The following is a 23,024-nucleotide window of genomic DNA, read 5'->3' as shown; positions in this document are numbered from 1 at the left end:
GGGAAACTGCGGTTTCTCTAAATCGGAAGAAATGCTTGCATATCATTTGACGCTTGTAATATAATATGGACATCATGATAGGCGGAGGTGGAAAAATCGTGGAAGAAGATCGGGTAACTAGATATTTAAAAAAACCGGTTATTCAGCAATATAAAACCGATATAGGGTTTCGCACACTTGTGGAGAGTGTGAATGACAATATGTATGTGATTCCCAAATATCAGAGAAAATATAGATGGGGACGTGACAAAGTAGAGAAGTTGGTTGAGTCTTTACTACGCGGTTTTCCCATTCCGCCCATTTATACTTGCAGGAATAAAGATAATCAGCTGGAGATTTTAGACGGACAGCAAAGAGTTATGAGCCTGTTCTTTTATTATATAGGAGCCTTTCTGGAAAGAAGAAAGAACAGCGCTGTAAACTTTTCTCAGTTAGAAATAAAAGAGAACCAAACGTTTGGCCAGGCATTGAAGGAACAATTTGAATTGGAGGATCTTCATATCGAGCTTTTCGGAGAGGATGGAGAAAAAATCAATGTAGACTATGCCGCGCTGCCGGTAGAGATCCGAAGAAAAGTGGATTATACGACGATTACAGTGATTGAAATCAAAATAGACCAGCCAGAGCAGAGAGAAAAAGTATTAAGGACAATTTTTGCTAATTTAAACAGAGGAGGAGAACTGTTATCCGATCAGGAGCAAAGAAATGGAATTTATAACTGCACATTCTATGATATGCTTCGGAAATTTAATAAAGAGAATGAAACATGGAGATCTCTATGGGGACGGGAAGATTCAAAAGAGCAGGATATGGAGATGCTGCTCCGTTTCTGTGCGCTAAAAAAGTATACGAAGTATATCGCGCCTAAAAAAGAGTTTGTAATTGAGGGCTATCAGACTTCCTATACGAAATTATTGGATTATTTTTCAGAGAAGTCTATGAATTTTTCCGAGGAAGAAAACCAGGAATACCAAAAAAGTTTAGAAAACTTTGTGAATTTATTTGATGTGAATATGAAATTTTCAGGAAAAAAAGCATTGATAGAAAGCTTTTTTATTATATATGACAAACGAGGATTCTCATCGAAAATTACCCAGGACTTATGCGATAAAATACTTAATTCGGAACAGTATACATCGAACAGCAGACAGGGAACCGTAAAAATGAACCGTATGAATAAGAGATGGAGAACGGTATATGAGATTGCCTCAAAATATAACGGAGAGCTTAACAGAAAAGATAAGTAATGAAAGATTGCATTATCCATGTAGCGTGCTGATTGGAGATAATTCCAGCGGAAAATCGTTTCTGATAAAGAGACTGATCGAGCAGTGGATGCCTCAGCGGCCAGTATATTTTATTGATGCAGTAAATCGCGGTTTTGATGTGGGGAAAGTCACAGCTGTCAAAGAGAATGTGTCGTACGCTAACAGCAAAGTGGTGGAAACGCGTTTGAAGGAGGATTATTTTAATCTTCAGGACTCATTTAACTGCTATGGAACTTCTACAGAACGGATCGAACAGATTTATTCCGCTTTTGAAGAACAGGTACAGCAGCTCTTTGCGGAGTTGACGCAAAAAAGATTTAAGATTATATATGGAGATCCCCTTGGAGAAGTACAGTTTGAGGGAGAACGCGGCACATTATCCAGCGGTTACCAGGCGCTGATTCGGATCCTTTTGGAATTAATTTATTATAACGAATTAAGCAAACACGGAGATCAAACACAAAAGCCATATGTTGTAATCGATGAGGTAGATGAATTTCTTTCACCTCGGTATGCCGCAAAAATATTAGGCTTTTTAAGATCTCATTTCAGTCATATGGAATTTATAGTGTCTACTCATTCCATTGATCTGGTTGTAGCTGCGCGGGATGCCAATATTGTCGTTTTGTATCAAAATGAATATGAAGTTCTGGATGCGAATGATTATAATGCGTATTCAGAAGTGCAGCTGATTTTTGAAAGGGTATTCGGGAGCGGGGAAGTGGATTTTACGCAGGTGGAAAAAGAGTTTCGCCGTTTGCTGAATAATAAGATAAACCATGCCTGGTCAGACGCGGATGACGACAGAATGAAAGAATTGGGAGAACAGGACTTATCGGCGTCACAGCAGTTGATTTACCGACAGATATTGAAGTGGTAAGAGGAGAACATGGATTACTTAACCGTTGAAATGCCGAAATACAAACCTCATTATAAAAGATGGAAACAGTATGGCTGGTCCTCTCCGTCAGAGAAAGAGAATACCAGAGAGGTATTGCTGGATGCCGGGAAAGGTTATTGTATGTACTGCTACACCCGCATTCTGGTAGCTGGAAAATCTTACGGGCAGTTGGAACACGCGATAGAAAAAAATAATTCGGATTGGCTAGTGAATTGTGTGCCTAATATTGGGATTGCGTGTCCGGTTTGCAACGAATCTTTTAAAAGACGTGGAGAAAAGGGGAGAAAATTAAGGACAGGTCAGATCAGGCGCTTTCATTCTTCCGCGCGGTGCGCTGCGGCCGGGACGAGAAAACAATGTACAGTTCCCTGTAAAGCGTTAAGAAATTTGCAGGCTGATTATTATGAAAATGAAGATGCACATTTTATTTTGCAGCCAATGGGAGCTATGGGGCGCAGCAGCCGTCAGGAATTGAAGATTGTGTATGATATATTAAAAACAAAATTCCGGCCGGCGGATAATCCATTGTATGATCAGATGGATAAAGAATTTATAAATGCTCATATCAAACGCTTTTGCTTGAATGATCCCAAATATCGTACTGGAAAATTAATGGAGTTTGTAAGGCTGGTAGTAGATAGTCGTGGGGAATTACCGGATTATGAATGTAATAATCTGGTGGTAGAGCTGTTTGCGGAGAAAATGAAAGGATTGTCACAGGAAAAACGTTTAAAGGTTTGTGAGGCGATCTACATAATAGAATTTGCTGCTGTGTGAGACCAGCAGTATAGTTGAAAATTTAACGGCCCCGCCCGCCAGGCTCTGATATAGGATGCTTGGTGGCTGGGGTTGTTTTTGCTCGTTTGCGGCGCCTGATGTGAGGCGCCATACGTATTTTCTGGTTATTCAATATTCATTACACAATACCCCCCGCAATCCAAGTTTTATCCGGAATTTCATAAGACTTTCCTTCCGGCGCGCCCATTACCCAGCCGGTGTCTGACGGATGGTGGTTTTCCATGGTTTCGGCAAAGCTCAGCATGGCGATTCCCACGTTTAAGCGGTTGCCATAGCTAGGCCGCGCAAACAACGCGAAAACCATTTTCCTCAAAAAAATACAACTCCACAATACCGCCAATGTTAAAAGAAATGTAAGACATAAGTAAACACCTTCCCTGTTCCGGCGTGATATACTCATAAAAACGTGAAAAGCCAGCCCGGCATGAAACAGAGGAAAGCCGGGGGCAGAATGATTCGCGGAAAGGGAGAAGTGGAAATGAGCGGAGCGAAGAAAAGAGGGGTGTTTGTGGCCATGGCATTTGCCGGGGCAGCGGTTTTGGCAGGCGGATTTTATGGTTTAGGCTATAAAATGGCCTGGGATCAAGGGGAAAATGGCGGTTTGGTTTCCTCCTCCGAGCCCTTCCGTACCCTTACGGAAGACGTTCAGGGGCAGGAATCGGAGGTCAGTCAGTCCGAGAGACAGAGGGAAGAATTGCTGGAACTGGCGGCGGCAATGGAAAAACAGCAGCCGCAGATTGCCTATAAGGATATGGATGACGGCCTGCTGTCTTTTTACACCAGGCCGCTGCAGGCGTCCTATGAATGTTACGGACGGTTTTCGGATGTGGGTCACGCCTACATCCTTGGGGTGTGTACGGAAGAAAAAAGCCCTTTTTTGGAGATGAGGGTGAAGACAGATTCTAATGATTATAATGAAAATTATGTTCATCTGGGCTATGAGCGTGTTTCGGGGGAGGAGACTGTTTTTGAACCGGCGGTGGAGTTTCCCGGAGTGAGACGTTTCAGCTGGAATGAGGATAAAACCGTGATTTGTCTGAGTGTGGATCAGCCGGAGGCGGCAGAGATTGATGACGTATTTGAGAGGCTGGTAAACCGTGGTCAGGGGGATTATCTGGAACAGCTGTATGAAAAGGGGATGCAGGCGACTGCGCCGGTGGAAGGGAGCTTTCTGGAACTGCGGAAATGGGTGCAGGGGCAGGAAGTTACGGAATACGTGTTGCTTTCGCCGGAAACTATGGACGAGATTATGAGGGATAGCCAGATGATAGATTTGGAATACGCCGATCCCGCTGGGATAAACGTGTATGGTTCTCTTGCGTCCAAGATAGAGCATTCTCCTCTGGAAATGGCGAAAAGCGGAAATTCCATCAAGAAACCACTTTGGGACTACCTGCAGAGCCATGGCCTGTTTCGGGCGGAAAGTCCGGATGTTATCGAAGGAACTCAAAAAATCAGGATTCAGCAGAGAGGGATGGAGCCTGGGCTGATTGAGGATGAGGAAGTAATCCGGGAAGTGGAAAATATTTTAAAGAACGCGGAGCTTGCGGATGTGACCGGCTGCCCGTATGTAGATATGGTTACTTTGGAAAAAGCGGACGGCAGTACCGTGGAACTGCAGTTCGCGGCGGACGGCTGCGATGGATTTATTTTAGGAGACTATGCCTGTTATACGCCAGGGCGCGCAGAGTGGGATCGGTTAAAAGGGCTGTTGGAGATGAGCTTTGAGACACCGGCGGAGCGGTAAATGGTCGTTCTGTGGTCAAAGGATTGATTCAGAAAGTGTGATTTAGCAGCAGCGGTTTGCCTGCGTGGTTTTCTACGCGGGCAAACTGCCAAAGCCAGAGATCCCTGGTTTTGGAGGGAAATTTCCTCGATCCAGGCACCTTAACTCCCTTTTCTGCAAAAACTCCCGCGACCCCAAAACTGCCCCCAAATTGCCCCAAAGCAGCCTCAAAACCGCCCCCCCCAATAGCCCTCAAACCGCACTTCACGCCCAAACCGCATGAAAAATTTGCATGAAAAAATTTTTCAAAAAACCAGTTGACAAACAAAACCCTATATAGTATACTATCCGTGTTGCCAAACAAAGCAACATATGCGCGAGTGGCTCAGGGGTGGAGCACCACCTTGCCAAGGTGGGGGCCGCGGGTTCGAATCCCGTCTCGCGCTCTTTTTATTTGTCAATTTTGAATTTCTGTAAGAAGATAAGAAAACAGCGGAATCCTGGACATCCAGAGACTCCGCTGTTTTTTTGTCATAAGCTCCCGCGCATCTTGCAGCACGAAATCCTCCGTCGAAGGCGCGCTCCGCCGCCCTCCATTTCATTCATCACAGGCATCCATCACAGCTCCCCGCCTTTTCCTCCACAGCCGCCCACTCAGCCCCGTTCCCATAAAAAAAGGAGAGCCTGGCACCACCAAAGCTCTCCGCGTATTCCCGCCCCCTGTTTTCGCCGCTGGCGCAGGCGCGGGCACACCGCACCGCCCGTCCAGCCCTCTCCGGCGATTCTCACAGTTTCCGTATAATCTCGTCCACAAACTCCTTCGTCGTAGCCTTTCCGCCGATGTCCGGAGTGTTGTAGAGCTTTTCCTCCAGCACCTTGTCCACGCTGCGGCGGATTCTGGCGGCGCACTCCATTTGTCCTAAGTATTCCAGCATCATGCAGGCGGACCAGAGGAAGGCGGTGGGGTTGGCGATCCCCTTTCCGGCGATGTCCGGGGCGCTGCCGTGGACGGCCTCAAACATGGCGTATTCCTCCCCCAGATTGCTGGAGGGCAGGAGGCCCAGGCCGCCGATGAGGCCGCTTGCCAGGTCGGAGAGCATATCCCCGTAGAGGTTCGGCATCACCATCACGTCAAACTGCTGAGGGTGCATCACCATCTGCATGGAGACGTTGTCCACGATCTTGTCGTCCGCCTCGATTTCCGGATAGTCCGCCCGCACCTGATAAAATACGTCCCGAAACAGGCCGTCAGACATTTTTAAAATGTTGGCCTTGTGCACGCAGGTCACCTTCCTGCGGCCGTGGGCCCTGGCGTACTCAAAGGCGTCCCGGCAGATCCGCTGGCTGGCCTTTCTGGTGATGATTTTCGTGGCGTAGACGGTGTCGGCGTCGATCTGTTCCTCCACTCCCACGTACAGATCCTCCGTATTCTCCCGGAAAATCACGATGTCCACATCCTCAAACGGCGTTTTCACAGCGTGGTTGCTCTTGGCCGGACGGATATTCGCGTAGAGATCGTATTTCTTCCGCAAAAACACGTTTAACGAGCGGAATCCCTTTCCCACCGGCGTGGTGATGGGGGATTTCAAAAGCACTTTGTTCCTCTCCATGGACGCGAAGGCCTCGTCGGAGATCAGCGCTCCGTGGAGGTCGTATTCCTTCGCCCCTACATTGTAAACCTCATAGTCCAGTTCTGCCCCCGCGGCGTCCAGTACCCGGAGAACGGCGTCAGTGATCTCCGGGCCGATCCCGTCGCCCCGAAATACGGTAACTGTTTTCTTCATCCAAATACCTCCTCATTCATATTTTCTGAATACTATACCGTAAAATGGAAGTTTTGTCCAGATGGACATTTGTATTCAGGGGAAGAACAGAAGAAACGGAAGGGAACGGACGCAAGGAATAGAGAGAGAACGGGAACAGACAGAACAGAAGAAACGGAAGGAAACGAGCCCAAGGAACAGAGCGAGAGAGCAGGAACGGACAGAAAAGAATAAACGAAGGGTTTCTTCCCAGGAAAAAGACAGAACAAAACGCGGACAGACGAAAAAATGGAGCCGCCTCTCACAAGACGCTCCATTTTCCGAAAGCGGGTGATGGGAATCGAACCCACGTATCCAGCTTGGAAGGCTGGTGTTCTACCATTGAACTACACCCGCAGCAATTTCGAACAAAACAAAAATTAGGAAAGTCAATGCCTAGAACCGGAATCGAACCAGTGACACGAGGATTTTCAGTCCTCTGCTCTACCAACTGAGCTATCTAGGCATTCGGGTTGGGCTGATAGTTTTCTTTTTCTCACAGCGATTGTTATTTTACAGGAAAACGGGCCGTATGTCAACCAATTTTTTACATTCTCCGAAAAATGGTTTATAATAGCGGATATAAGCAGACACACAGCAGCAAAGGAAGGAGAAACACCATGAGGGAAATGGAGCAGCTTACGCTGTTTGGAGGAGAGGAAAATCAGCCCCTGGCCGCCAGGCTGCGGCCCAGGACGCTGGAAGAATTTGTGGGGCAGACCCATCTTTTGGGGCCGGGGAAGGTGCTGCGCCGGCTCATTGAAAACGATCAGGTTTCGTCCATGATCTTCTGGGGGCCGCCGGGAGTGGGGAAAACCACCCTGGCCAGGATCATCGCCAACCGCACCAGGGCGGCCTTCATCGACTTTTCCGCAGTCACCAGCGGAATCAAGGAAATCCGTGCGGTGATGGAGCAGGCGGAGGCCAACCGCCGGTACGGGGAGAAAACCATCCTCTTTGTGGACGAGATCCACCGTTTCAACAAGGCCCAGCAGGATGCCTTCCTGCCCTTTGTGGAGAAAGGCAGCATCATCCTCATCGGGGCCACCACGGAGAATCCTTCCTTTGAGATCAACGGGGCGCTGCTGTCCCGGTGCCGGGTCTTTGTGCTCCAGGCCCTGAAAACAGAGGAGCTGGTATCCCTGCTGGAGCGGGCCATAAAGGACGAGAGAGGCTTTGGCAGCCAGCTCATCCGGATTCAGCCGGAGATGCTGGAATCCATCGCCGTCTTTGCAAACGGAGACGCCAGGGCCGCCCTGTCTACCCTGGAAATGGTGGTGTTAAACGGAGATCTGGACCGGGAGGGAGTGCTGACCGTGAGGCCGGAGACCTTGGAACAGTGCATTTCCAAAAAATCCCTGCTCTACGATAAGAAGGGGGAGGAGCACTACAACCTGATTTCCGCCCTCCACAAGTCCATGAGAAACTCCGACCCGGACGCGGCCGTCTACTGGCTGGCCCGGATGCTGGAGGCGGGGGAAGATCCCCTCTACGTGGCCAGGCGGGTGATCCGTTTTGCCAGCGAGGACGTGGGCCTTGCGGACCCGAGAGCTTTGGAAACGGCGGTGGCCGCCTACCAGGCCTGCCACTTCCTGGGGATGCCGGAGTGCTCCGTCCATCTGACCCAGGCGGTGGTCTATATGTCCCTGGCCCCCAAGTCCAACTCCCTCTACGTGGCTTACGAGGAGGCAAAGCGGGACGCGGTGGAGCAGCTGTCGGAGCCGGTCCCCCTGGTCATCCGCAATGCGCCTACCAGGCTCATGAAGGAGCTGGAATACGGAAAAGGCTACCAGTACGCCCACGATACCGCAGAAAAGCTCACCAATATGCAGTGCCTTCCCGATTCCCTGGCGGGGCGGGAATACTACCGGCCCGCGGGAGAGGGAGAGGAGGCAGACTGGAAGGCCAGGCTGGAGCGGGTGAAGGAGTGGCGGCGGCTCAATACCACCTGACCATGGGATAGCTGTTGTCAATGCCCCTGGTGGCCACGATCTGGTGCAGGTCGATGATGCCGTTGTGAAAGGTGGCGGCGCAGGCGTTCAAATACAGGTCCCACATCCGCAGAAACCGCTCGTCAAACAGTTTCCGCTCCTCGTCTAAATGCCTGTGGAAATTGTCGGCCCAGCAGAGTAAGGTTTTGTTGTAGTGGAGGCGCAGGTTTTCCACGTCCATGATGTGAAACCCGTCTTCGCCCATGGCGCCGCACATTTCCCGCAGGCTGGGGACGGTGCCGCCGGGGAAAATGTATTTCCGGATCCACGGGTCGCCGGTGTGCTCCGTCAGGGCGCTGATAAAATGGAGAAGGAATACGCCGCCCTCATTTAGGACGCTGGAAACGCAGCGGATGAATTTCTGGTAGTTGGGGCGGCCCACGTGCTCCACCATGCCCACGCTCACCACCCGGTCAAAGGCGCGGCCGCAGGCGGGTAGATCCCGGTAGTCCATCAGCTCCACCTCCAGACCCCCCTCCAAATGCTCCTCGCGGATGCGGCGTTCAAATTCGGCTTTCTGCTCCTTGCTTAAGGTGATGCCGAACCCGCGGACGCCGTATTTTTTCGCGGCCTCCATGAGGAGGAACCCCCAGCCGCAGCCGATGTCCAAAAGGGTCATCCCCGGCTTTAGGTTCAGTTTCTGGAGAATGTAGTCCACCTTGTTTACCTGGGCCTGGCGCAGGGTGTCGTCCGGGCGCTTGAAATAGCCGCAGGAGTAGCTCATGGTCTCATCCAGCCACAGCCTGTAAAACTCATTTCCAATGTCGTAGTGGGAGGAAACCTCCTGTTTCTGACAGCGTTTGGAGGTGGAAGGCCGCATCAGCCTTTTTAACGCCGGTTCGTTCGTGGAAAATTTCCCCATCTGGCCTAAAAAGTGGTCCAGGGCGTAGTAAAGGTCCCCCTCGATCTCCAGATCCCCGTCCATATAGGCCTCTCCCAGGGCCAGGGAGGTGCTGGTGAGCAGCTGCCGTTTGGGAATGGGCCGTTTAAACGTCACGGCAAATTCCGGTTTCCCCTCGCCGATCTGATATTCCCTGCCGTTTACACGGACGGCAAAGGGATAGTCTGTAAATGTTCTCAAAAACGAAATCATCATATCTTCCATAAACAGGTTCCTCCTTTTCCATATTATGTTAAAGTTTCCGTCTGATTGCTGTTTGTTTGGCGAAATTGCGTTTTTAAGCTGTAAAGTAATGGAAATTGGGCCGGTAAAAACATTTTTTTGCCCCTTTTTATAAAGTTTGGCAAAAATTTCAGACATTATGTGCAAAACTGTGCTATAATGGTTCCATTATTGCAGCACAAAGGAGGAAGGTATATGGATAACAAGGAAAGGATCCGTCAGATCGCGGAGGAAAAAGCGGGCGTCATCGGTCAGATGAACCGGGATGTCTGGTCCTATGCGGAGAGCGGCTATAAGGAGTTTAAAAGCGCGGCCAAACTGGAAGAAGTCCTGAGGGAAGAAGGCTTTCAGGTGGAGGCCGGGATCGCGGACATCGAGACGGCGTTTGTGGGGACGTATGGAAACGGCGGCCCGGTGATCGGCATTATGGGCGAGTACGACGCCCTGCCCAACTTAAGCCAGCAGGCCGGCGTGGCAAAACGCTGTCCCATCGAAGGACAGAGCTACGGCCACGGCTGCGGCCACAGCGCTCTGGGAGCGGGAGCCGTGGGGGCGGCCCTCATCGTGAAGAAATTTCTGGAGGATACGGGAATGCCCGGAACCATAAAGGTCTTTGGCTGCCCGGCGGAGGAGGCCGGCTTTGGAAAGGGCTTTATGGCGAAGGCCGGCTGCTTTGACGGCCTGGATATGGCGTTTTCCTGGCATCCCATGGATATGAATATGTGTTTCCCCAGGAGCGTGGCCAACTATAAGGTGCGCTTTGACTTCAAGGGAAAAACCTCCCACGCGGGAGCCAGCCCGGAGCTTGGCCGCAGTGCCCTGGACGCCTGTGAGCTGATGAACGTGGGCGTGAACTATTTGAGAGAGCACGTGGTATCCGACGCCAGGATCCACTACGCCTACCTAGACTGCGGCGGCGACGCCCCCAATATCGTCCAGGGACACGCCTCCGTGCTGTACTTCGTCCGCGCCCCCAGGCTGTCCATGAGCGCGGAGATCCTGGAGCGGATTAAAAAGATCGCCCAGGGCGCGGCCCTGATGACGGAGACGGAGGTGAGCGTCAAGGTGTTAGGCGGACTGAGCGATTTCATTCCCAACCCCACCGCCTCCACCCTTCTCTCCGACGCCTTTATCGCCCAGGGCGGCCCGGACTTCGGCGAGGAGGAATACGCCATCGCCAGAGAGTTCCTGGCGGCCATGCCGGAGGAGCAGAGGGAAAAGAGCCTGGCAGCGGGAGCGAAGATGAACGGGCTTACGAAAGAGGAGTTTGCGAAACGCCCCTTAAATACCACGGTAATCCCCTACACGGAAAAGGTGCGGGAGAGTCTTTCCACCGGTTCCACAGACGTGGGTGACGTGAGCTACCTGGTTCCCACAGGCCAGTACACGGCGGCGGTGGGAATCCCCGGCACCGGCCCTCACACCTGGCAGTTCGCGGCCCAGGTGGGCACCTCCATCGGCGACAAGGCCAGCGTGGCCATCGCCAGAGCCATGGCCTATGCCTGCACCTTCGTCTACGAGAAACCGGAGCTGGCCGGGCAGGCGAAGAAGGAGCTCCTGGAGGAGACCGGCGGCGTCTACAACTGTCCGATTCCAGACGACGTAAAGCCCGGCGAGGGAATGTAATACATAGAAGGGAGAAAAACTGAGTATGACTTTTATTGAAATTATGAACAGCCCCCTGCTGTACTGCCTGGTGGGGGCCGGTATCCTTTATATCCTGATTTTCTGCGTACTTACCCTGCGGAAAGCCTACCGTCACGGCCTGGAGATCGGCATGACGAAGGAGCAGCTGCGCACGACGATCGTCTCCTCGGCCATTTACACCATCGTGCCGTCCATCTCCATTGTGGTGGGCTTATTCAGCCTGGCGGCTGTTATCGGCGTGCCCTGGTCCTGGTTCCGCCTTTCCGTGGTGGGAGCTGTGACCTATGAGCTCATGGCAGCTGACATGGCGGCCACGGGAGCGGGCTACGAGTCCATCGCTGCCTTGAACGCGGCGGGAGATCCCACTATCGTGGGAACCCTGATGTTTGTTATGAGTATCTGTATTATGACCGGTATTGTCTGCGTCCTGTTTTTCAGCAAGAGCATCCAGAAGGGCGTCACTACCGCCAGAAATAAAAACGGAGCCTTAGGAGCCCTGCTTACCGCCGTGCTGTCCCTGGCCATCGTGGAGGCATTCCTCCCCATTCAGCTCTTTAAAGGCCCGGTGTACGCGGCAGTAGCCCTCACCTCCCTGATCGCCACCTACCTTCAGATGGAGATTATTGTGAAAAGGCTGAAAATATACTGGTACCGCAGCTTTATCATGGCGGTGACGCTGCTCATTGGTATGGCATCCTCCCTGTTTTGGGTGAAGGTGCTGGGATAACAGATAGAGAGGAGACTGCATATGAAAGGATCAAATTACGAAAAAAGCATACACCGCCTTGGACGGGTGGGACTTGTCATTGGAATTGGATTTATGCTGGGAATCCCGGCGGTGATCAGCGCGGCGTTTGACGTGTGGCCGCAGGGCGGCATCAATGAGATACTGCTGGTAGGCGGCGGTTTGCTGGCCGTGTTCATTCCCACAGCGGCGGCGGAGGTGTTCAGCTACGTGCCGATTCTGGGATCCGCCTCCTACATCACCTTCCTCACAGGAAACGTGACGAACCTAAAAATTCCCACAGTGATCAATGCCCAGGCCCTGACAGGAGCAGCCCAGGGAACGGAAGAAGGCGACGTGGTCGCCGCCGTGGCTGTGGCCACATCTTCCATCGTGACCACTTTGGTCATTGTGCTGGGCGTGATCCTTCTGGTACCCTTAAAACCGATCCTGCTCAGCCCCACCATGGCCACCGCCACCACCTATCTGCTGCCGGCCCTGTTCGGAGGCATCCTCCTCAGTTTCGTGAACGATGACTGTGGAGAGTACCGGGCGAAGAATAAGTCCCTGGTGTTAATCATCCCCCTGGCCGTGGTAATCGGTATCAACTGTTTCTACCCCTTAGGCGGAAAAGAGGGATTCGTGGTTATGGGCTGCATGGTCTTAAACGTAATCTGCGCCTACATCTTCTATAAGACCGGCATTATCAAAATGTCCTTGAAAGAGAAGAAGAAATAAGGGAAGAACGGAGCCGCCGGGCCGGATGTGAAGGAGATGGATTCTCCCTTTTCAGATAACATCCGAAACAGCGCAAAAACACAGCAAAAATACAGCCGCCGGAGAACGGACGACAGAGAAGATCTGTCCGTGTCCCGGCGGCTTTCTGCTGCGTTCTTGTGTTCTTTTTTGCTTCTTTACGGAAAATTTATTGTGACATCCTGCCAATTTTTATTGTTTCTGATTTCCGCATCCGCTCCAAAGAAAGCCCTGCCTGCCGCCTCATCACCCTGCAGCCAATACAGAAACCATGCAGTCATATATCCATCGGCACTGATGGGAATAGCTCCGTGATCCCTGCCGCTCAGTCTGCCGATTACTTTGGGCACTGTATCGGGCATGGCATCAAAACATTCCCGCAGCCACCAGAGGGGGCAGATCCCCTGAGTTTCTCCCCCGGCAAGCTCCAGCCTGTTTTCCTCCACGTTCCCGGCATCGGCGGTACCTGTACCGGCCACCATAAATGCGGGAATGGAAAGGGCCGTCGTATCACAATTCCAGCCGCCGCCCAACTCGCCGTCCAGCTGATTCAGGGCATAAGCCACAGCGCTGGATGTGGTGCTTTGGGCGCAGATAGCTTTATATAGATTGCCGTTTTTCTGCTGGGTCACAGCGTTGACCGCTCCGACGCCGCCCTGGGAATGTCCGGTGATGCCGATGTTTTCCGTATCTACGCGGCCGTAAAAAACACTTTGAGGGTCATCGTTCAGCGACAGAATAAAGTCAAGGGTTGCCGCCGAAGACGCGCCTGTTCTTGCGTGTTCATCCTCGTTTCCCGCAACGATAAATCCCCACGAAGCCAGATGTTCATATATCGCCCTCAACTTGGACGCCTTCATCCCTGTCCCGTTGGCGATGACAACGACCGGATATGGTTTATCAGACTGTTCCAGATCGGAAGGATACCAGATCTCATATTTTTCCCATACAGTACCAGGAGCGTCAAATTCGGCAAAGGAAACCTCGTACTCACCTAAGCCGGTATATCGCGTTTCGATCGCCCCCTGGGGCTCTGCGAACTTCCAGTAGTTCGCGCCTTTATGGTTTGCAATCGCTGCCAGCAGCACTACTCCCGCGGCGGTCAGGCCAATCAACGCGGCCATCCCAATCAAAATCCATTTTATCATTTACAAAAATTCCTTCCATTTCCCGGCATATCACTTGACGCAACAGTTGTTACGCCATATACTATACCGCAGAACAGGAAAAAGATAAAGTCACAATCGCGGGGGGATTGTGACGTCAAGGAGTCAAAGCCTATGGGATATAACAAAAGAAACGATGAGATCAACGTCATCACAAAAGAGAGCCTCGCTTTCGCCTATGGCGAATTGCTGCAAAGCGAGCAGAATATCTCCGTGACCATGATCTGCGAGAAGGCCGGAGTGTCCCGCAACGCCTATTACCGCAATTTCGATTCCACGGATGAGATCATCCTTTATTGTCTCATCTCGAGATGGGCAGCGTATTGTGAAGCAAATCCCGTTCCCGCGGAGGATGGAGAAACGCTGAAACAAAGACTGATCCAGTTTTTTTATTCAGAAAAGGAGTTCGTCCGGGCCATCCAAAAGCACGATAAACTGTATTTGATCGAAGAACTGTTCAGAAGGGTCATTATCCCAGCTGAAGATATTGGTATGACAAAATACATTCTGTATGTGGTCGCTTACTCCGTTTATGGCATCATACGGGCGATGATTGACCAGGATTTTTCCGAAACGCCGGAACAGCTTGGGATGATGTTCGCTGAACATAGGAGTATTCAAAATCAAGAGTAAAGCAGCGGGCGCTGTTCTAGCTGTACATTCTTCCGCGATTATGTTGTGCAAGCACATAACCGGCCTCCCCGCAACTGCGGATTTATTGTTTCATAAGCGTATTCCCCATGCAGGCTTATGGATGAAGCTTTTCGCCTGCAATCTGCATCTGATGGATAGCCGGTTCCCAATCAAAGCTGATTTCTACAAGAAGATCGTCGTAGCACAGCAGATAATCATTTCTCCAGCCATATTGAGGGTCATACAGCCGGTATGCCTCATTTGCTCCCCAGGGAGAGGCATCCTGTTTTTCGTAGCGTTTTTCCTCTATTGGATGCAGATGTTCTCCTTCATAAATCAACTGTTCTTTGCAAATGCCATAGAGAGCAGGCAGTTTGACATGGACCACGGTATACTCCAGATGAGGAAGGTCCTTATAGTTTTCGGCATCGAAACGGGGATACTGGCGCAGGTCAAACTCTCCCAGCAATAGAGATTCCTCTCCCCGTTGTTCTTTAATGTAGCCTTCTGGTTCCTCGCCGGTTAAATCTTCTATGGTTAGGGGAAGTTCATCGTTGTGGATGACCCAGGTCATTCCGCCGTATTCGTAAGTTTCATCGGAATTTTCAGCAAAGAATCCCATGGAGGACAACTTTATAGTGCTAAAGGTGATGATTCCCATCAATGCGAAGGCAAGGACAACATCGACAAATAGTGTAATGGTCCGATTGACACCACGGGAAACCTTTTTTCGTTTGAGATGATTTTTCGTAGCATTTACAAGAAAGATTAGCATCGGCATATAGAGACACATGATGATGCCGGCCCACCTGCGAAACTTATCGCCGCAGAGGATGAAATTGGCTACCCAATAAATCGCGCCAATGAGGATGACAGCTAACATCACTTTTTGAAACTTCGACGTGCTCACCGGTTTTAAAAATTCTCCCTGTTCTGCCGCTCTCTTTGCTTGGCTGTGCCAGCGGAAATAGCAGACCAACTCCATCACGCAGATAGCGAACAATACCAGGAAACAAGATCCTGTAAAAAGATTAGTCGGACTGGAGAGCTGGCCGATAGGATCTCTCAACATACCGCCGATGAATAGGCCACCACTTATAAGGGAAATCAGAAACAGCAGAAAATAGGATGGAATAAAACTCTTTTTAGCCGAAGCATGAATACTCTCTACTTCCAACGCTGGCTCTGTTTCAATCGGGATAGGATGTTCTCTTTCATTATAAAATATCTGTAATTGCGCGGAAGTACAAGCCAATTTCCACCCGGTATGCAGGCAAAATTCATGGAATGTTTTCTGTTCTTCGGAAGGCTCCGGGTCAAATTCCGATGCCTTTGGATAATAGGAGACTGCGAATGTTACTTTCTTTGGTTCTATGCGGCGGTACACCCAGGCAAAATTTGTAAGTTTCTCAATCATCCATCCTTTGGATGCCATTTCCTCCAAGTGTCTGCTGATTCCGGCATGGTCAAAAAAGGAGAATGTTTCAATTCTTTTTTTCCGGTTTCTCATAAACGCTCCTCCTTTCCAAAAATCGAACAATAATCTTTAAGCTGCTCTGCGAGACGAAAATATTCCCGCTGCAGCATTTCCCGTCCCTTATCCGTAAGAATGTAACTGCGGCGTCTTCCCTCAACTTTTGTTTCCCGTATCATTCCTGCCTCAAGAAATTGCTCAAGCAGAGTGTACAGAGTCCCGGAGCCGATGTTCACCCTCTGATTTGTCATTGCGGGAACCCGGTCTAAAATATCCATACCATAGCACTCATTTTTCAAACAAAGCAATGTATAAAACATCTGCTCCGTAAGTGTTTGGAATTTCGCCCTTGCCACACCGTTCGCCTCCTATTCTCGATTATCAAGCATCTTGTAATTATAGTATATCTCGAATATCGAGAATGTCAATAGGACACGGAAATCTTAGGAAAACAAAAGGGTTTTTCCCGTATGTCCAAACGATTAGAAAAAGCCCCCAAGCGGAAAATTTCCCCGTTCCCGCCTCATATTCTCCCCGCCCTCTGCGCATACTAGGGGCCATGAGAGTGTGGAAAATGACAAAAAAACTGGCAGGAGATTTTTTAAAATGCGGAGTGGCCGGCTGGTGCCTGGAGGTGATTTTTACCTCGGCGGAGTCGGTGCTTAGGGGAGACTGGAGGCTGATGGGACGGACATCCCTGCTCATGTTCCCCATTTACGGGCTGGGGGCGTTTCTGGGGCCTATCACCAGGCGGCTGGATCTGTGGATCGCCGACGGAGCGATCCGGCCGGCGGACCGGGCGGTGCGCCACGGGATGCTTGACATGGTGCTCATTTTCATGGTGGAGTACGCCGCCGGGGCCTGGCTCACCACAAAGGGAATCTGCCCCTGGAATTACGCCGGCAGGCATTCCAATATCAATGGCCTCATCCGTCTGGACTTCGCGCCGCTGTGGTTTGGCACCGGCCTTCTTTTTGAAAAATTAACGAAAAATCGTAACATTTCGTGACGTTTCAGCCGTGCCGTTCCCCATATAACGGATTTTGTAAAATGAGCTGACGTGAAACGCTATCGGCCGTCAAATGATTCATGCCGGGCATCCGCCCTATAAAAACATATGGCGAAACACTGCTTGGGGAGCAAGCGCCCGCGCAGCAGTTCGCCATATGCTTCTGCATGACGGAACTTTTACAAAAATTCAGTAAATTTTACCAAAAAGCGGGGTGGTTAGACTTGTGTTTCGAGGCTCATTTTTATATAATTGTAGAATAGAACGAGGAGAGGACGGAAAGACAAATGATACGTTTTATTCTGGTGGCGCTCAGCGTCATTTTATTTCTCATATTCAGCATCCCGATTCTGGTGGTGGAGTGGCTGTTGGGAAGGAGGAACCCGGAGCGAAAGAGCGTTCAGAGCCTTCACATCGTGCAGTTTATGTTTCGCTACCTGCTGCGCGTTTCCGGCGTGGAGGTGACGGTGCGGGGACAGGAGCGGATCCCGGCGGACACGTCCGTGCTGTATGTGGGGAACCACAGAAGCTATTTTGACATTCTGGTGGGCTACACCACGGTGCCGGGCCTTACCGGCTTTGTGGCGAAAAAGGAGATGACCAGATACCTGCTTTTGCGGGACTGGATGCGGAATGTGAACTGCCTGTTCCTGGACCGGGATAACATGAAGGAGGGCTTAAAAACCATCCTGGAGGGCATTGAGAAGATCAAAGCCGGCATTTCCGTCTGGATCTTCCCGGAGGGCACCCGCAGCCGCGGGGAAAATGAGCTGGATATGCTGGAATTTAAAGAGGGCAGCTTAAAGATCGCCGAGAAATCGGGCCATCCCGTGGTGCCGGTGGCGATCACCGGGACGGCGGACGTGTTTGAGAAACACATCCCCTTCATTCGCCCGGCTCATGTGATCATCGAGTACGGAGAGCCGATTTACATAAAACAGCTGGAACCGGCTCAGAGAAAATTTGCCGGAGCGTACACGAGAGAGGTGCTTCACGGGATGCTGGAAAAGCAGCTGGAGGAGAGAGAAACTTGGAGGTAAGGACATTGGATTTACAGGAGATCAGAGGGCAGTTAGACGTCATTGACCGGGAGCTGGTGGCCCTCTATGAAAAGCGGATGAAACTGTGCGGGGAGGTGGCGGAGTTTAAGATTGCCACCGGCAAGCCGGTTTACGACGGAGAGCGGGAGAAACAGAAACTGGAGGCCGTGGCGGCCATGGCGGGAGAGGAGTACCGCCGCGGGGCGGTGGAGCTGTTCACCCAGATCATGACCATCAGTAGACGGCTGCAGTACCGCCTGCTGGCGGAGAACGGAAAGACGGTGGACACCGGATTTACTCAGGTGGACCAGATCCCCGTAAAAGGGGCGAAGGTGGTTTACCAGGGAGTGGAAGGGGCCTACAGCCACGAGGCGACCATGGAATACTTCGGGGAAGACGTGGACGCGTACCACGTAAAGACCTGGGAGGAGGCCATGAAGGCGGTGGAGAGCGGCCAGGCGGACTACGCCGTCCTGCCCATTGAAAATTCTTCCGCCGGAGCCGTGAGCGACAACTACGACCTGCTCATCAAATACCACAATTACATCGTGGCGGAGGTGTTCCTGCCGGTGAAACACGCCCTGCTCGGCGTACCCGGCGGCTCCATGGAGCAGATACATACCGTGTTTTCCCACCCCCAGGCGCTCATGCAGTGTTCGGAATTTTTAAACAGCCACGGGGAGTGGAGCCAGATCAGCGTGGAAAATACAGCCGTGGCGGCCAAAAAGGTGCTGGAGGAGAACGACCCGTCCCAGGCGGCGGTGGCCAGCGAGGCGGCTGCCAGGCTTTACGGCCTTACCGTCCTGCGGGAGGGCATCAATTACAATAAAGACAACGTGACCCGTTTCATCGTGGTGGCCCGCCACCCGGTTTACCGCAAGGACGCGGGGAAGATCAGCCTCTGCTTTGAGCTGCCCCACAGAAGCGGCACGCTCTACAATATGCTGAGCAATTTTATCTACAATGACGTCAATATGTTCATGATCCAGTCCCGGCCCATTCCCGGAAGAAACTGGGAATACCGGTTCTTTGTGGACATTGAGGGGCGGTTAGACGACCCGGCGGTGAACAATGCCTTAAAGGGCATCGCCGAGGAGTCTGCCACTCTGCGCGTATTGGGAAATTATTAAAAGACGGGACGGTGTGCCGGCGGAAAAGAGCTCCGGAAGGAGACGGCCGCCGGCGCTCCGCAAAAACGGGGATTTTCCGCGGGGGATCAATCCGCCGCGCCAGGAATGCCGCCCCGTCGCGACCACACTAAGAGTAGGAGGTACAGGAATTGGCCGGAAAAATATTTGCAGCCATCGACATCGGCTCCTTTGAGCTGGAGCTGGGAATTTATGAGATCTCCACAGGCAGCGGGATCCGCCAGGTAGACCACGTGCGCTACGCCCTTCCGCTGGGCAGCGACACCTACCAGACGGGCATTATCAGCTACCGCCGGGTGGAGGAAATGTGCCGGATCCTGGGAGATTTCGTGCGCATCGCGGACGGCTATCAGGCGGATACACGCCGCGCCTACGCCACCAGTGCCCTGAGAGAGGCGAAAAACAACAGGATCGTGCTGGATCAGATCCGGGTCCGCACCGGCCTGAAGGTGAAGATTATCAGCAACTCCGAGCAGCGCTTTCTCACCTACAAAGCCATCGCGGGAAAGGACGCCGGCTTTAACCGGATGATCCAGAAGGGCACCGCCACCGTGGACGTGGGCTTTGGGGGAATGCAGATTTCCCTGTTTGACAAGGACGCCCTGGTGTCCACCCAGAACCTGCCGTTAGGCGTCATGCGCCTGCGCAGCTTTTTAAACCGGGTGGAGAATGAGAGCCGCGGCAGCCGCACGGAGCTCTTGGCGGAGATGGTGGACAATGAGCTGTTCACCTTCCGCAAAATGTACTTAAAAGACCGGGAGATCAAAAATGTGATCGCCACGGGAAACGCCGTTCTGCACCTGGCCAGAGGTTTCGCCCAGGAGGGCCAGGGAGAGCTGATTTCCGCTGCGGATTTCAAGGAGTTTTATAACAGGCTCTCGGCCATGAGCCGGGGGCAGAAGGAGGACGCCTTCGGGGTGAGCACGGAGTACGCCTCCCTGCTGGTCCCCAGCGCCGCCATTTACCAGCGGGTGATGGAGCTGACAGGGGCGGAGACCCTGTGGATTCCCGGTGTCACCCTCTTAGACGGCATGGCGGCGGAGTACGGGGAGGAGACGAAACTGGTGAAATTCAAGCACGATTTCTCCGGCGACATCATCGCCTCCGCCAGAAATATGGCAAAGCGCTACAAATGCCACATCCCCCACATCCAGGCCCTGGAGGAGCACGCCTTAGGCATCTTTGACGCCATGAAGAAGTACCACGGCATGGGAAAACGGGAGCGGCTGCTTTTGCAGATCGCCGTAAACCTTCACTCCTGCGGAAAATTTATCAGCGTCCGGGACGCCAGCGACTGCGCCTACAATATCATCATGGGCACGGAGATCATCGGCCTCTCCCACGCGGAGCGGGAGACGGTGGCCAACGTGGTGCGCTACAATCTCCAGCCCTTCAGCTATGAGGAGCTGGGGGAAAACAGTATGCTGGTGGCAAAGCTGGTGGCGATCCTGCGCCTGGCAAATTCCATGGACAGGAGCCACAAGCAGAAACTGGCCGGGGCCAAAATCGCGGTGAAGGACGGATTCCTGACCGTGTCCGCCACTGGCGATGACGACATCACCCCGGAGCGGATCGCCTTTGAGCAGAAAGAAGATTTCTTTGAGGAAATCTACGGGATCCGCCCGGTGCTGAAACAGAAAAGGAGGATGAAGTGATGGCAGCCGAAGATATTTACACCAACCCGAAAAATTATGTAAACAGAGAGCTCAGCTGGCTGGAATTCAACTATCGAGTCCTCAGTGAGGCCAGGGACAAGAGCCTGCCGCTGTTTGAGCGCCTGAAATTTTTGAGCATCACGGCGTCCAACCTGGATGAATTTTTCATGGTCCGGGTGGCGTCCTTAAAAGATATGGTTCACGCCGGATACGAAAAGCCGGACATCGCCGGATTAAAGCCGGAGCAGCAGCTGGAGCAGATCGCGGAAAAGACCCACGAGCTGGTGAGCTTACAGTATTCCACCTTCAGCCGTTCCCTGGTTCCCGCCTTAAAGCAGCACGGCCTGCGGGTGATCGCCGGCCATGAGGAGCTGACGGAGGCGGAAGGGGCCTATGTGGACCGGTATTTCCACGAGGTGGTGTACCCGGTGCTCACCCCCATGGCGGTGGATTCCTCCCGTCCCTTCCCCCTGGTGCGCAACAAGACCTTAAACATTGCGGCCCTGGTGCAGAAAAAAGGCGGAGAGGACGATACCCTGGATTTTGCCATGGTGCAGGTGCCCAGCGTCCTTCCTAGATTCCTGGAGATTCCGGAGGATGGGGACGGCCGGACGGTGATCCTTTTGGAGGAGATCATCGAGAGAAATATCCAGTCCCTGTTTTTAAACTACGACATCGTCACCGCCCACCCCTTCCGCATCATGAGAAACGCCGACTTCAACATCGACGAGGAGGAGGCGGAGGATCTGCTGGTGGAGATCCAGAAACAGCTGAAAAAGCGACAGTGGGGCGAGGTGATCCGCCTGGAGATCGACGAGCGGGTGGATAAGCGCCTGTTAAAGATCCTGAAACGGGAGCTGAAAATGGAGCATTCCGACATTTTCTTTATCAACGGCCCCTTAGATCTCACCTTCCTGATGAAACTGTACGGCTTAAACGGCTTTGAGGACTTAAAGACTCCCAAGTACACGCCTCAGAAGGTGCCGGCCCTGATGAACGACGACGACATTTTCACCAACATCCGCAAAGGAGACATTTTCCTCCACCACCCCTACCAGACCTTCGATCCGGTGGTGGACTTTATCAAAAAGGCCTCCAGGGATCCGGACGTGCTGGCCATCAAGCAGACCCTGTACCGGGTCAGCGGCAATTCCCCCATCATCGCCGCCCTGGCCGCCGCCGCGGACAATGGCAAGCAGGTGTCCGTGCTGGTGGAGCTGAAGGCCCGCTTTGATGAGGAGAATAATATCAACTGGGCCAAGACCCTGGAGAAAGCAGGCTGCCACGTGATCTACGGCCTGGTGGGCTTAAAGACCCACAGCAAGATCACCCTGGTGGTGCGCCGGGAGGAGGACGGCATCCGCCGCTACGTCCACCTGGGCACAGGAAACTACAACGACTCCACCGCCAAGCTCTACACCGACTGCGGCATCATGACCTGCAATCCGCTCATCGGCGAGGACGCCACCGCGGTGTTTAATATGCTTTCCGGCTACTCTGAGCCCCTGGGCTGGAACAAGCTGGTGCTGGCGCCCCTGTGGCTGCGGGGACAGCTCTTAAAGCTCATCCGCCGGGAGACGGAGAACGCCGGAAAGGGAAAATCCGCCCACATCATGGCGAAGATGAACTCCCTCTGCGACAAGGAGATCATCGCGGCCCTCTACGAGGCCTCCTGCGCCGGGGTAAAGATCGACCTGATCGTGAGAGGCATCTGCTGCCTGAAGGCGGGAGTACCGGGCCTCAGCGAAAACATCCACGTGCGCTCCATCGTGGGGAATTTCCTGGAGCACAGCCGCATTTTCTACTTTGAAAACGGCGGACGGCCTAAGCTCTACATGGCCAGCGCCGACTGGATGCCCAGAAACTTAGACAAGCGGGTGGAGATCATGTTCCCGGTGGAGGACCCGAAGATCCGCGAGGAGGTGCTCCACATCCTGGAGGTGCAGCTGGCGGACAACATGAAGGCCCACGTCCTCCAGCCCGACGGCTCCTATGAGAAGATGGATCTAAGAGGGCGGATGAAGATCTGCTCCCAGGATCAGTTCTGCGAGGAGGCGGCGGCAGCCGTCCGCCGGAAACTGGCGGAGCAGGAACCGGCCCAGACCCGCACCTTCATCCCGGCAGAGCCCCAGGGTGAGGACGGACAGGAATAAACGGATCAGA

At 52.5% G+C, this 23,024-nt stretch carries 20 protein-coding genes and 3 tRNA genes; 15 read left to right on the top strand and 8 right to left on the bottom strand.

Annotation, left to right across the window (positions count from 1 at the left end; genetic code table 11):
• The first annotated feature begins 98 nt into the window (after nucleotides 1-98).
• The 3 genes from B5E84_RS14870 to B5E84_RS14860 are packed head-to-tail and all read left to right on the top strand — an operon-like array spanning nucleotide 99 to nucleotide 2,946.
• Entirely contained in the window at nucleotides 99-1,247 is a 1,149-nt protein-coding gene (locus B5E84_RS14870; protein ID WP_162612871.1) for a DUF262 domain-containing protein, read from the top strand.
• Nucleotides 1,198-2,148: a hypothetical protein gene (locus B5E84_RS14865; RefSeq protein ID WP_087224127.1), complete on the top strand. Its 951-nt coding sequence runs from the start codon at nucleotides 1,198-1,200 to the stop codon at nucleotides 2,146-2,148. The genes B5E84_RS14870 and B5E84_RS14865 overlap by 50 nt, the downstream gene beginning before the upstream one ends.
• 9 nt (nucleotides 2,149-2,157) lie before the next feature.
• Entirely contained in the window at nucleotides 2,158-2,946 is a 789-nt protein-coding gene (locus B5E84_RS14860; RefSeq protein ID WP_087224125.1) for a hypothetical protein, read from the top strand.
• A 139-nt stretch (nucleotides 2,947-3,085) separates the two neighbouring features.
• On the opposite strand, the gene B5E84_RS20430 is transcribed toward B5E84_RS14860, so the two are convergent.
• On the bottom strand, nucleotides 3,086-3,280 hold the full coding sequence (locus tag B5E84_RS20430) for a hypothetical protein (RefSeq protein ID WP_143469248.1): 195 nt from the start codon (nucleotides 3,278-3,280) through the stop codon (nucleotides 3,086-3,088).
• A gap of 165 nt (nucleotides 3,281-3,445) precedes the next feature.
• Here B5E84_RS20430 and B5E84_RS14855 point away from each other — a divergent pair, with 165 nt between their 5' ends.
• Both B5E84_RS14855 and B5E84_RS14850 read left to right on the top strand, forming a co-directional pair.
• A complete protein-coding gene (locus B5E84_RS14855; protein ID WP_143469246.1) occupies nucleotides 3,446-4,714 on the top strand; it encodes a hypothetical protein in 1,269 nt (422 codons plus the stop codon).
• 353 nt (nucleotides 4,715-5,067) lie between these two features.
• A tRNA-Gly gene (locus B5E84_RS14850) sits at nucleotides 5,068-5,139 on the top strand.
• 339 nt (nucleotides 5,140-5,478) lie between these two features.
• Here the strand turns inward: B5E84_RS14850 and B5E84_RS14845 are convergent.
• The 3 genes from B5E84_RS14845 to B5E84_RS14835 all read right to left on the bottom strand — a co-directional run bounded on the left by B5E84_RS14845 (nucleotide 5,479) and on the right by B5E84_RS14835 (nucleotide 6,961).
• Nucleotides 5,479-6,477 carry an isocitrate/isopropylmalate dehydrogenase family protein gene (locus B5E84_RS14845; protein ID WP_087224121.1) on the bottom strand — a complete coding sequence of 333 codons (999 nt, stop codon included), beginning with the start codon at nucleotides 6,475-6,477 and terminating at the stop codon, nucleotides 5,479-5,481.
• 304 nt (nucleotides 6,478-6,781) lie between these two features.
• A tRNA-Gly gene (locus B5E84_RS14840) sits at nucleotides 6,782-6,852 on the bottom strand.
• A gap of 36 nt (nucleotides 6,853-6,888) precedes the next feature.
• A tRNA-Phe gene (locus B5E84_RS14835) sits at nucleotides 6,889-6,961 on the bottom strand.
• Between the two features lie 163 nt (nucleotides 6,962-7,124).
• Between B5E84_RS14835 and B5E84_RS14830 the strand changes: the two genes are divergently transcribed.
• Complete coding sequence (locus tag B5E84_RS14830) at nucleotides 7,125-8,447, top strand: replication-associated recombination protein A (RefSeq protein WP_087224144.1); 1,323 nt, start codon at nucleotides 7,125-7,127, stop codon at nucleotides 8,445-8,447.
• Here the strand turns inward: B5E84_RS14830 and B5E84_RS14825 are convergent.
• Nucleotides 8,434-9,591, bottom strand: coding sequence for an SAM-dependent methyltransferase (locus B5E84_RS14825; RefSeq protein ID WP_204248597.1), 1,158 nt, complete (start codon nucleotides 9,589-9,591; stop codon nucleotides 8,434-8,436). The two genes, B5E84_RS14830 and B5E84_RS14825, sit on opposite strands and share 14 nt — an antisense overlap.
• Nucleotides 9,592-9,804: 213 nt before the next feature.
• Between B5E84_RS14825 and B5E84_RS14820 the strand changes: the two genes are divergently transcribed.
• Genes B5E84_RS14820 through B5E84_RS14810 form a run of 3 tightly spaced genes read left to right on the top strand, consistent with a single transcriptional unit; the run spans nucleotide 9,805 to nucleotide 12,718 of the window.
• Nucleotides 9,805-11,235, top strand: a complete 1,431-nt coding sequence (locus tag B5E84_RS14820) for an amidohydrolase (protein ID WP_087224119.1) — start codon at nucleotides 9,805-9,807, stop codon at nucleotides 11,233-11,235.
• 25 nt (nucleotides 11,236-11,260) lie between these two features.
• Entirely contained in the window at nucleotides 11,261-11,983 is a 723-nt protein-coding gene (locus tag B5E84_RS14815) for a DUF5058 family protein (protein ID WP_087224117.1), read from the top strand.
• Nucleotides 11,984-12,004: 21 nt separating this feature from the next.
• Nucleotides 12,005-12,718 (top strand): hypothetical protein, encoded by a 714-nt coding sequence (locus tag B5E84_RS14810; protein ID WP_087224115.1) that lies wholly within the window; start codon nucleotides 12,005-12,007, stop codon nucleotides 12,716-12,718.
• A gap of 176 nt (nucleotides 12,719-12,894) precedes the next feature.
• Here B5E84_RS14810 and B5E84_RS14805 read toward each other — a convergent pair whose 3' ends face one another.
• Nucleotides 12,895-13,884, bottom strand: coding sequence for a poly(ethylene terephthalate) hydrolase family protein (locus B5E84_RS14805; RefSeq protein WP_087224113.1), 990 nt, complete (start codon nucleotides 13,882-13,884; stop codon nucleotides 12,895-12,897).
• Nucleotides 13,885-14,016: 132 nt separating this feature from the next.
• On the opposite strand from B5E84_RS14805, the gene B5E84_RS14800 reads away from it, so the two are divergent.
• Nucleotides 14,017-14,535: a TetR/AcrR family transcriptional regulator gene (locus tag B5E84_RS14800; RefSeq protein ID WP_087224111.1), complete on the top strand. Its 519-nt coding sequence runs from the start codon at nucleotides 14,017-14,019 to the stop codon at nucleotides 14,533-14,535.
• 115 nt (nucleotides 14,536-14,650) lie between these two features.
• Here B5E84_RS14800 and B5E84_RS14795 read toward each other — a convergent pair whose 3' ends face one another.
• Together B5E84_RS14795 and B5E84_RS14790 are read right to left on the bottom strand one after the other, a co-directional pair.
• On the bottom strand, nucleotides 14,651-16,045 hold the full coding sequence (locus B5E84_RS14795) for a DUF2812 domain-containing protein (RefSeq protein ID WP_087224109.1): 1,395 nt from the start codon (nucleotides 16,043-16,045) through the stop codon (nucleotides 14,651-14,653).
• Nucleotides 16,042-16,365 (bottom strand): PadR family transcriptional regulator, encoded by a 324-nt coding sequence (locus B5E84_RS14790; protein ID WP_087224107.1) that lies wholly within the window; start codon nucleotides 16,363-16,365, stop codon nucleotides 16,042-16,044. Before B5E84_RS14790 ends, B5E84_RS14795 begins: the two co-directional genes overlap by 4 nt.
• A gap of 218 nt (nucleotides 16,366-16,583) precedes the next feature.
• On the opposite strand from B5E84_RS14790, the gene B5E84_RS14785 reads away from it, so the two are divergent.
• The 5 genes from B5E84_RS14785 (at nucleotide 16,584) to B5E84_RS14765 (ending at nucleotide 23,014) form a co-directional block, all read left to right on the top strand.
• A complete protein-coding gene (locus B5E84_RS14785) occupies nucleotides 16,584-17,018 on the top strand; it encodes a putative ABC transporter permease (RefSeq protein ID WP_242963398.1) in 435 nt (144 codons plus the stop codon).
• Between the two features lie 287 nt (nucleotides 17,019-17,305).
• A complete protein-coding gene (locus B5E84_RS14780; RefSeq protein WP_087224103.1) occupies nucleotides 17,306-18,058 on the top strand; it encodes a lysophospholipid acyltransferase family protein in 753 nt (250 codons plus the stop codon).
• Nucleotides 18,049-19,188 (top strand): prephenate dehydratase, encoded by a 1,140-nt coding sequence (pheA, locus tag B5E84_RS14775; protein WP_330374270.1) that lies wholly within the window; start codon nucleotides 18,049-18,051, stop codon nucleotides 19,186-19,188. Before B5E84_RS14780 ends, pheA begins: the two co-directional genes overlap by 10 nt.
• A 149-nt stretch (nucleotides 19,189-19,337) precedes the next feature.
• The gene (locus B5E84_RS14770) at nucleotides 19,338-20,861 is read left to right on the top strand and encodes a Ppx/GppA phosphatase family protein (RefSeq protein ID WP_087224101.1); all 1,524 of its coding nucleotides are present in this window, start codon (nucleotides 19,338-19,340) and stop codon (nucleotides 20,859-20,861) included.
• The gene (locus B5E84_RS14765) at nucleotides 20,861-23,014 is read left to right on the top strand and encodes an RNA degradosome polyphosphate kinase (protein ID WP_087224099.1); all 2,154 of its coding nucleotides are present in this window, start codon (nucleotides 20,861-20,863) and stop codon (nucleotides 23,012-23,014) included. The genes B5E84_RS14770 and B5E84_RS14765 overlap by 1 nt, the downstream gene beginning before the upstream one ends.
• The last annotated feature ends 10 nt before the right edge of the window (nucleotides 23,015-23,024 follow it).

The sequence above is a fragment of the Lachnoclostridium sp. An14 genome, from assembly GCF_002160755.1.
In the GTDB taxonomy this organism is placed as follows: domain Bacteria; phylum Bacillota; class Clostridia; order Lachnospirales; family Lachnospiraceae; genus Lachnoclostridium_A.
This window is presented reverse-complemented; position numbering and strand designations above follow the sequence as displayed.

What these genes read in the sequence shown, in the direction of transcription:
- B5E84_RS14785 (WP_242963398.1), top strand. Translation starts at nt 16,584, where the DNA reads ATGACAAAAAAACTGGCAGGAGATTTTTTAAAATGCGGAGTGGCCGGC.
- B5E84_RS14805 (WP_087224113.1), bottom strand. Translation starts at nt 13,884, where the DNA reads ATGATAAAATGGATTTTGATTGGGATGGCCGCGTTGATTGGCCTGACC.
- B5E84_RS14795 (WP_087224109.1), bottom strand. Translation starts at nt 16,045, where the DNA reads ATGAGAAACCGGAAAAAAAGAATTGAAACATTCTCCTTTTTTGACCAT.
- B5E84_RS14780 (WP_087224103.1), top strand. Translation starts at nt 17,306, where the DNA reads ATGATACGTTTTATTCTGGTGGCGCTCAGCGTCATTTTATTTCTCATA.
- B5E84_RS14765 (WP_087224099.1), top strand. Translation starts at nt 20,861, where the DNA reads ATGGCAGCCGAAGATATTTACACCAACCCGAAAAATTATGTAAACAGA.
- B5E84_RS14810 (WP_087224115.1), top strand. Translation starts at nt 12,005, where the DNA reads ATGAAAGGATCAAATTACGAAAAAAGCATACACCGCCTTGGACGGGTG.
- B5E84_RS14815 (WP_087224117.1), top strand. Translation starts at nt 11,261, where the DNA reads ATGACTTTTATTGAAATTATGAACAGCCCCCTGCTGTACTGCCTGGTG.
- B5E84_RS14820 (WP_087224119.1), top strand. Translation starts at nt 9,805, where the DNA reads ATGGATAACAAGGAAAGGATCCGTCAGATCGCGGAGGAAAAAGCGGGC.
- B5E84_RS14800 (WP_087224111.1), top strand. Translation starts at nt 14,017, where the DNA reads ATGGGATATAACAAAAGAAACGATGAGATCAACGTCATCACAAAAGAG.
- B5E84_RS14845 (WP_087224121.1), bottom strand. Translation starts at nt 6,477, where the DNA reads ATGAAGAAAACAGTTACCGTATTTCGGGGCGACGGGATCGGCCCGGAG.
- B5E84_RS14825 (WP_204248597.1), bottom strand. Translation starts at nt 9,591, where the DNA reads ATGGAAGATATGATGATTTCGTTTTTGAGAACATTTACAGACTATCCC.
- B5E84_RS14830 (WP_087224144.1), top strand. Translation starts at nt 7,125, where the DNA reads ATGGAGCAGCTTACGCTGTTTGGAGGAGAGGAAAATCAGCCCCTGGCC.
- B5E84_RS14855 (WP_143469246.1), top strand. Translation starts at nt 3,446, where the DNA reads ATGAGCGGAGCGAAGAAAAGAGGGGTGTTTGTGGCCATGGCATTTGCC.
- B5E84_RS14860 (WP_087224125.1), top strand. Translation starts at nt 2,158, where the DNA reads ATGGATTACTTAACCGTTGAAATGCCGAAATACAAACCTCATTATAAA.
- B5E84_RS14865 (WP_087224127.1), top strand. Translation starts at nt 1,198, where the DNA reads ATGAGATTGCCTCAAAATATAACGGAGAGCTTAACAGAAAAGATAAGT.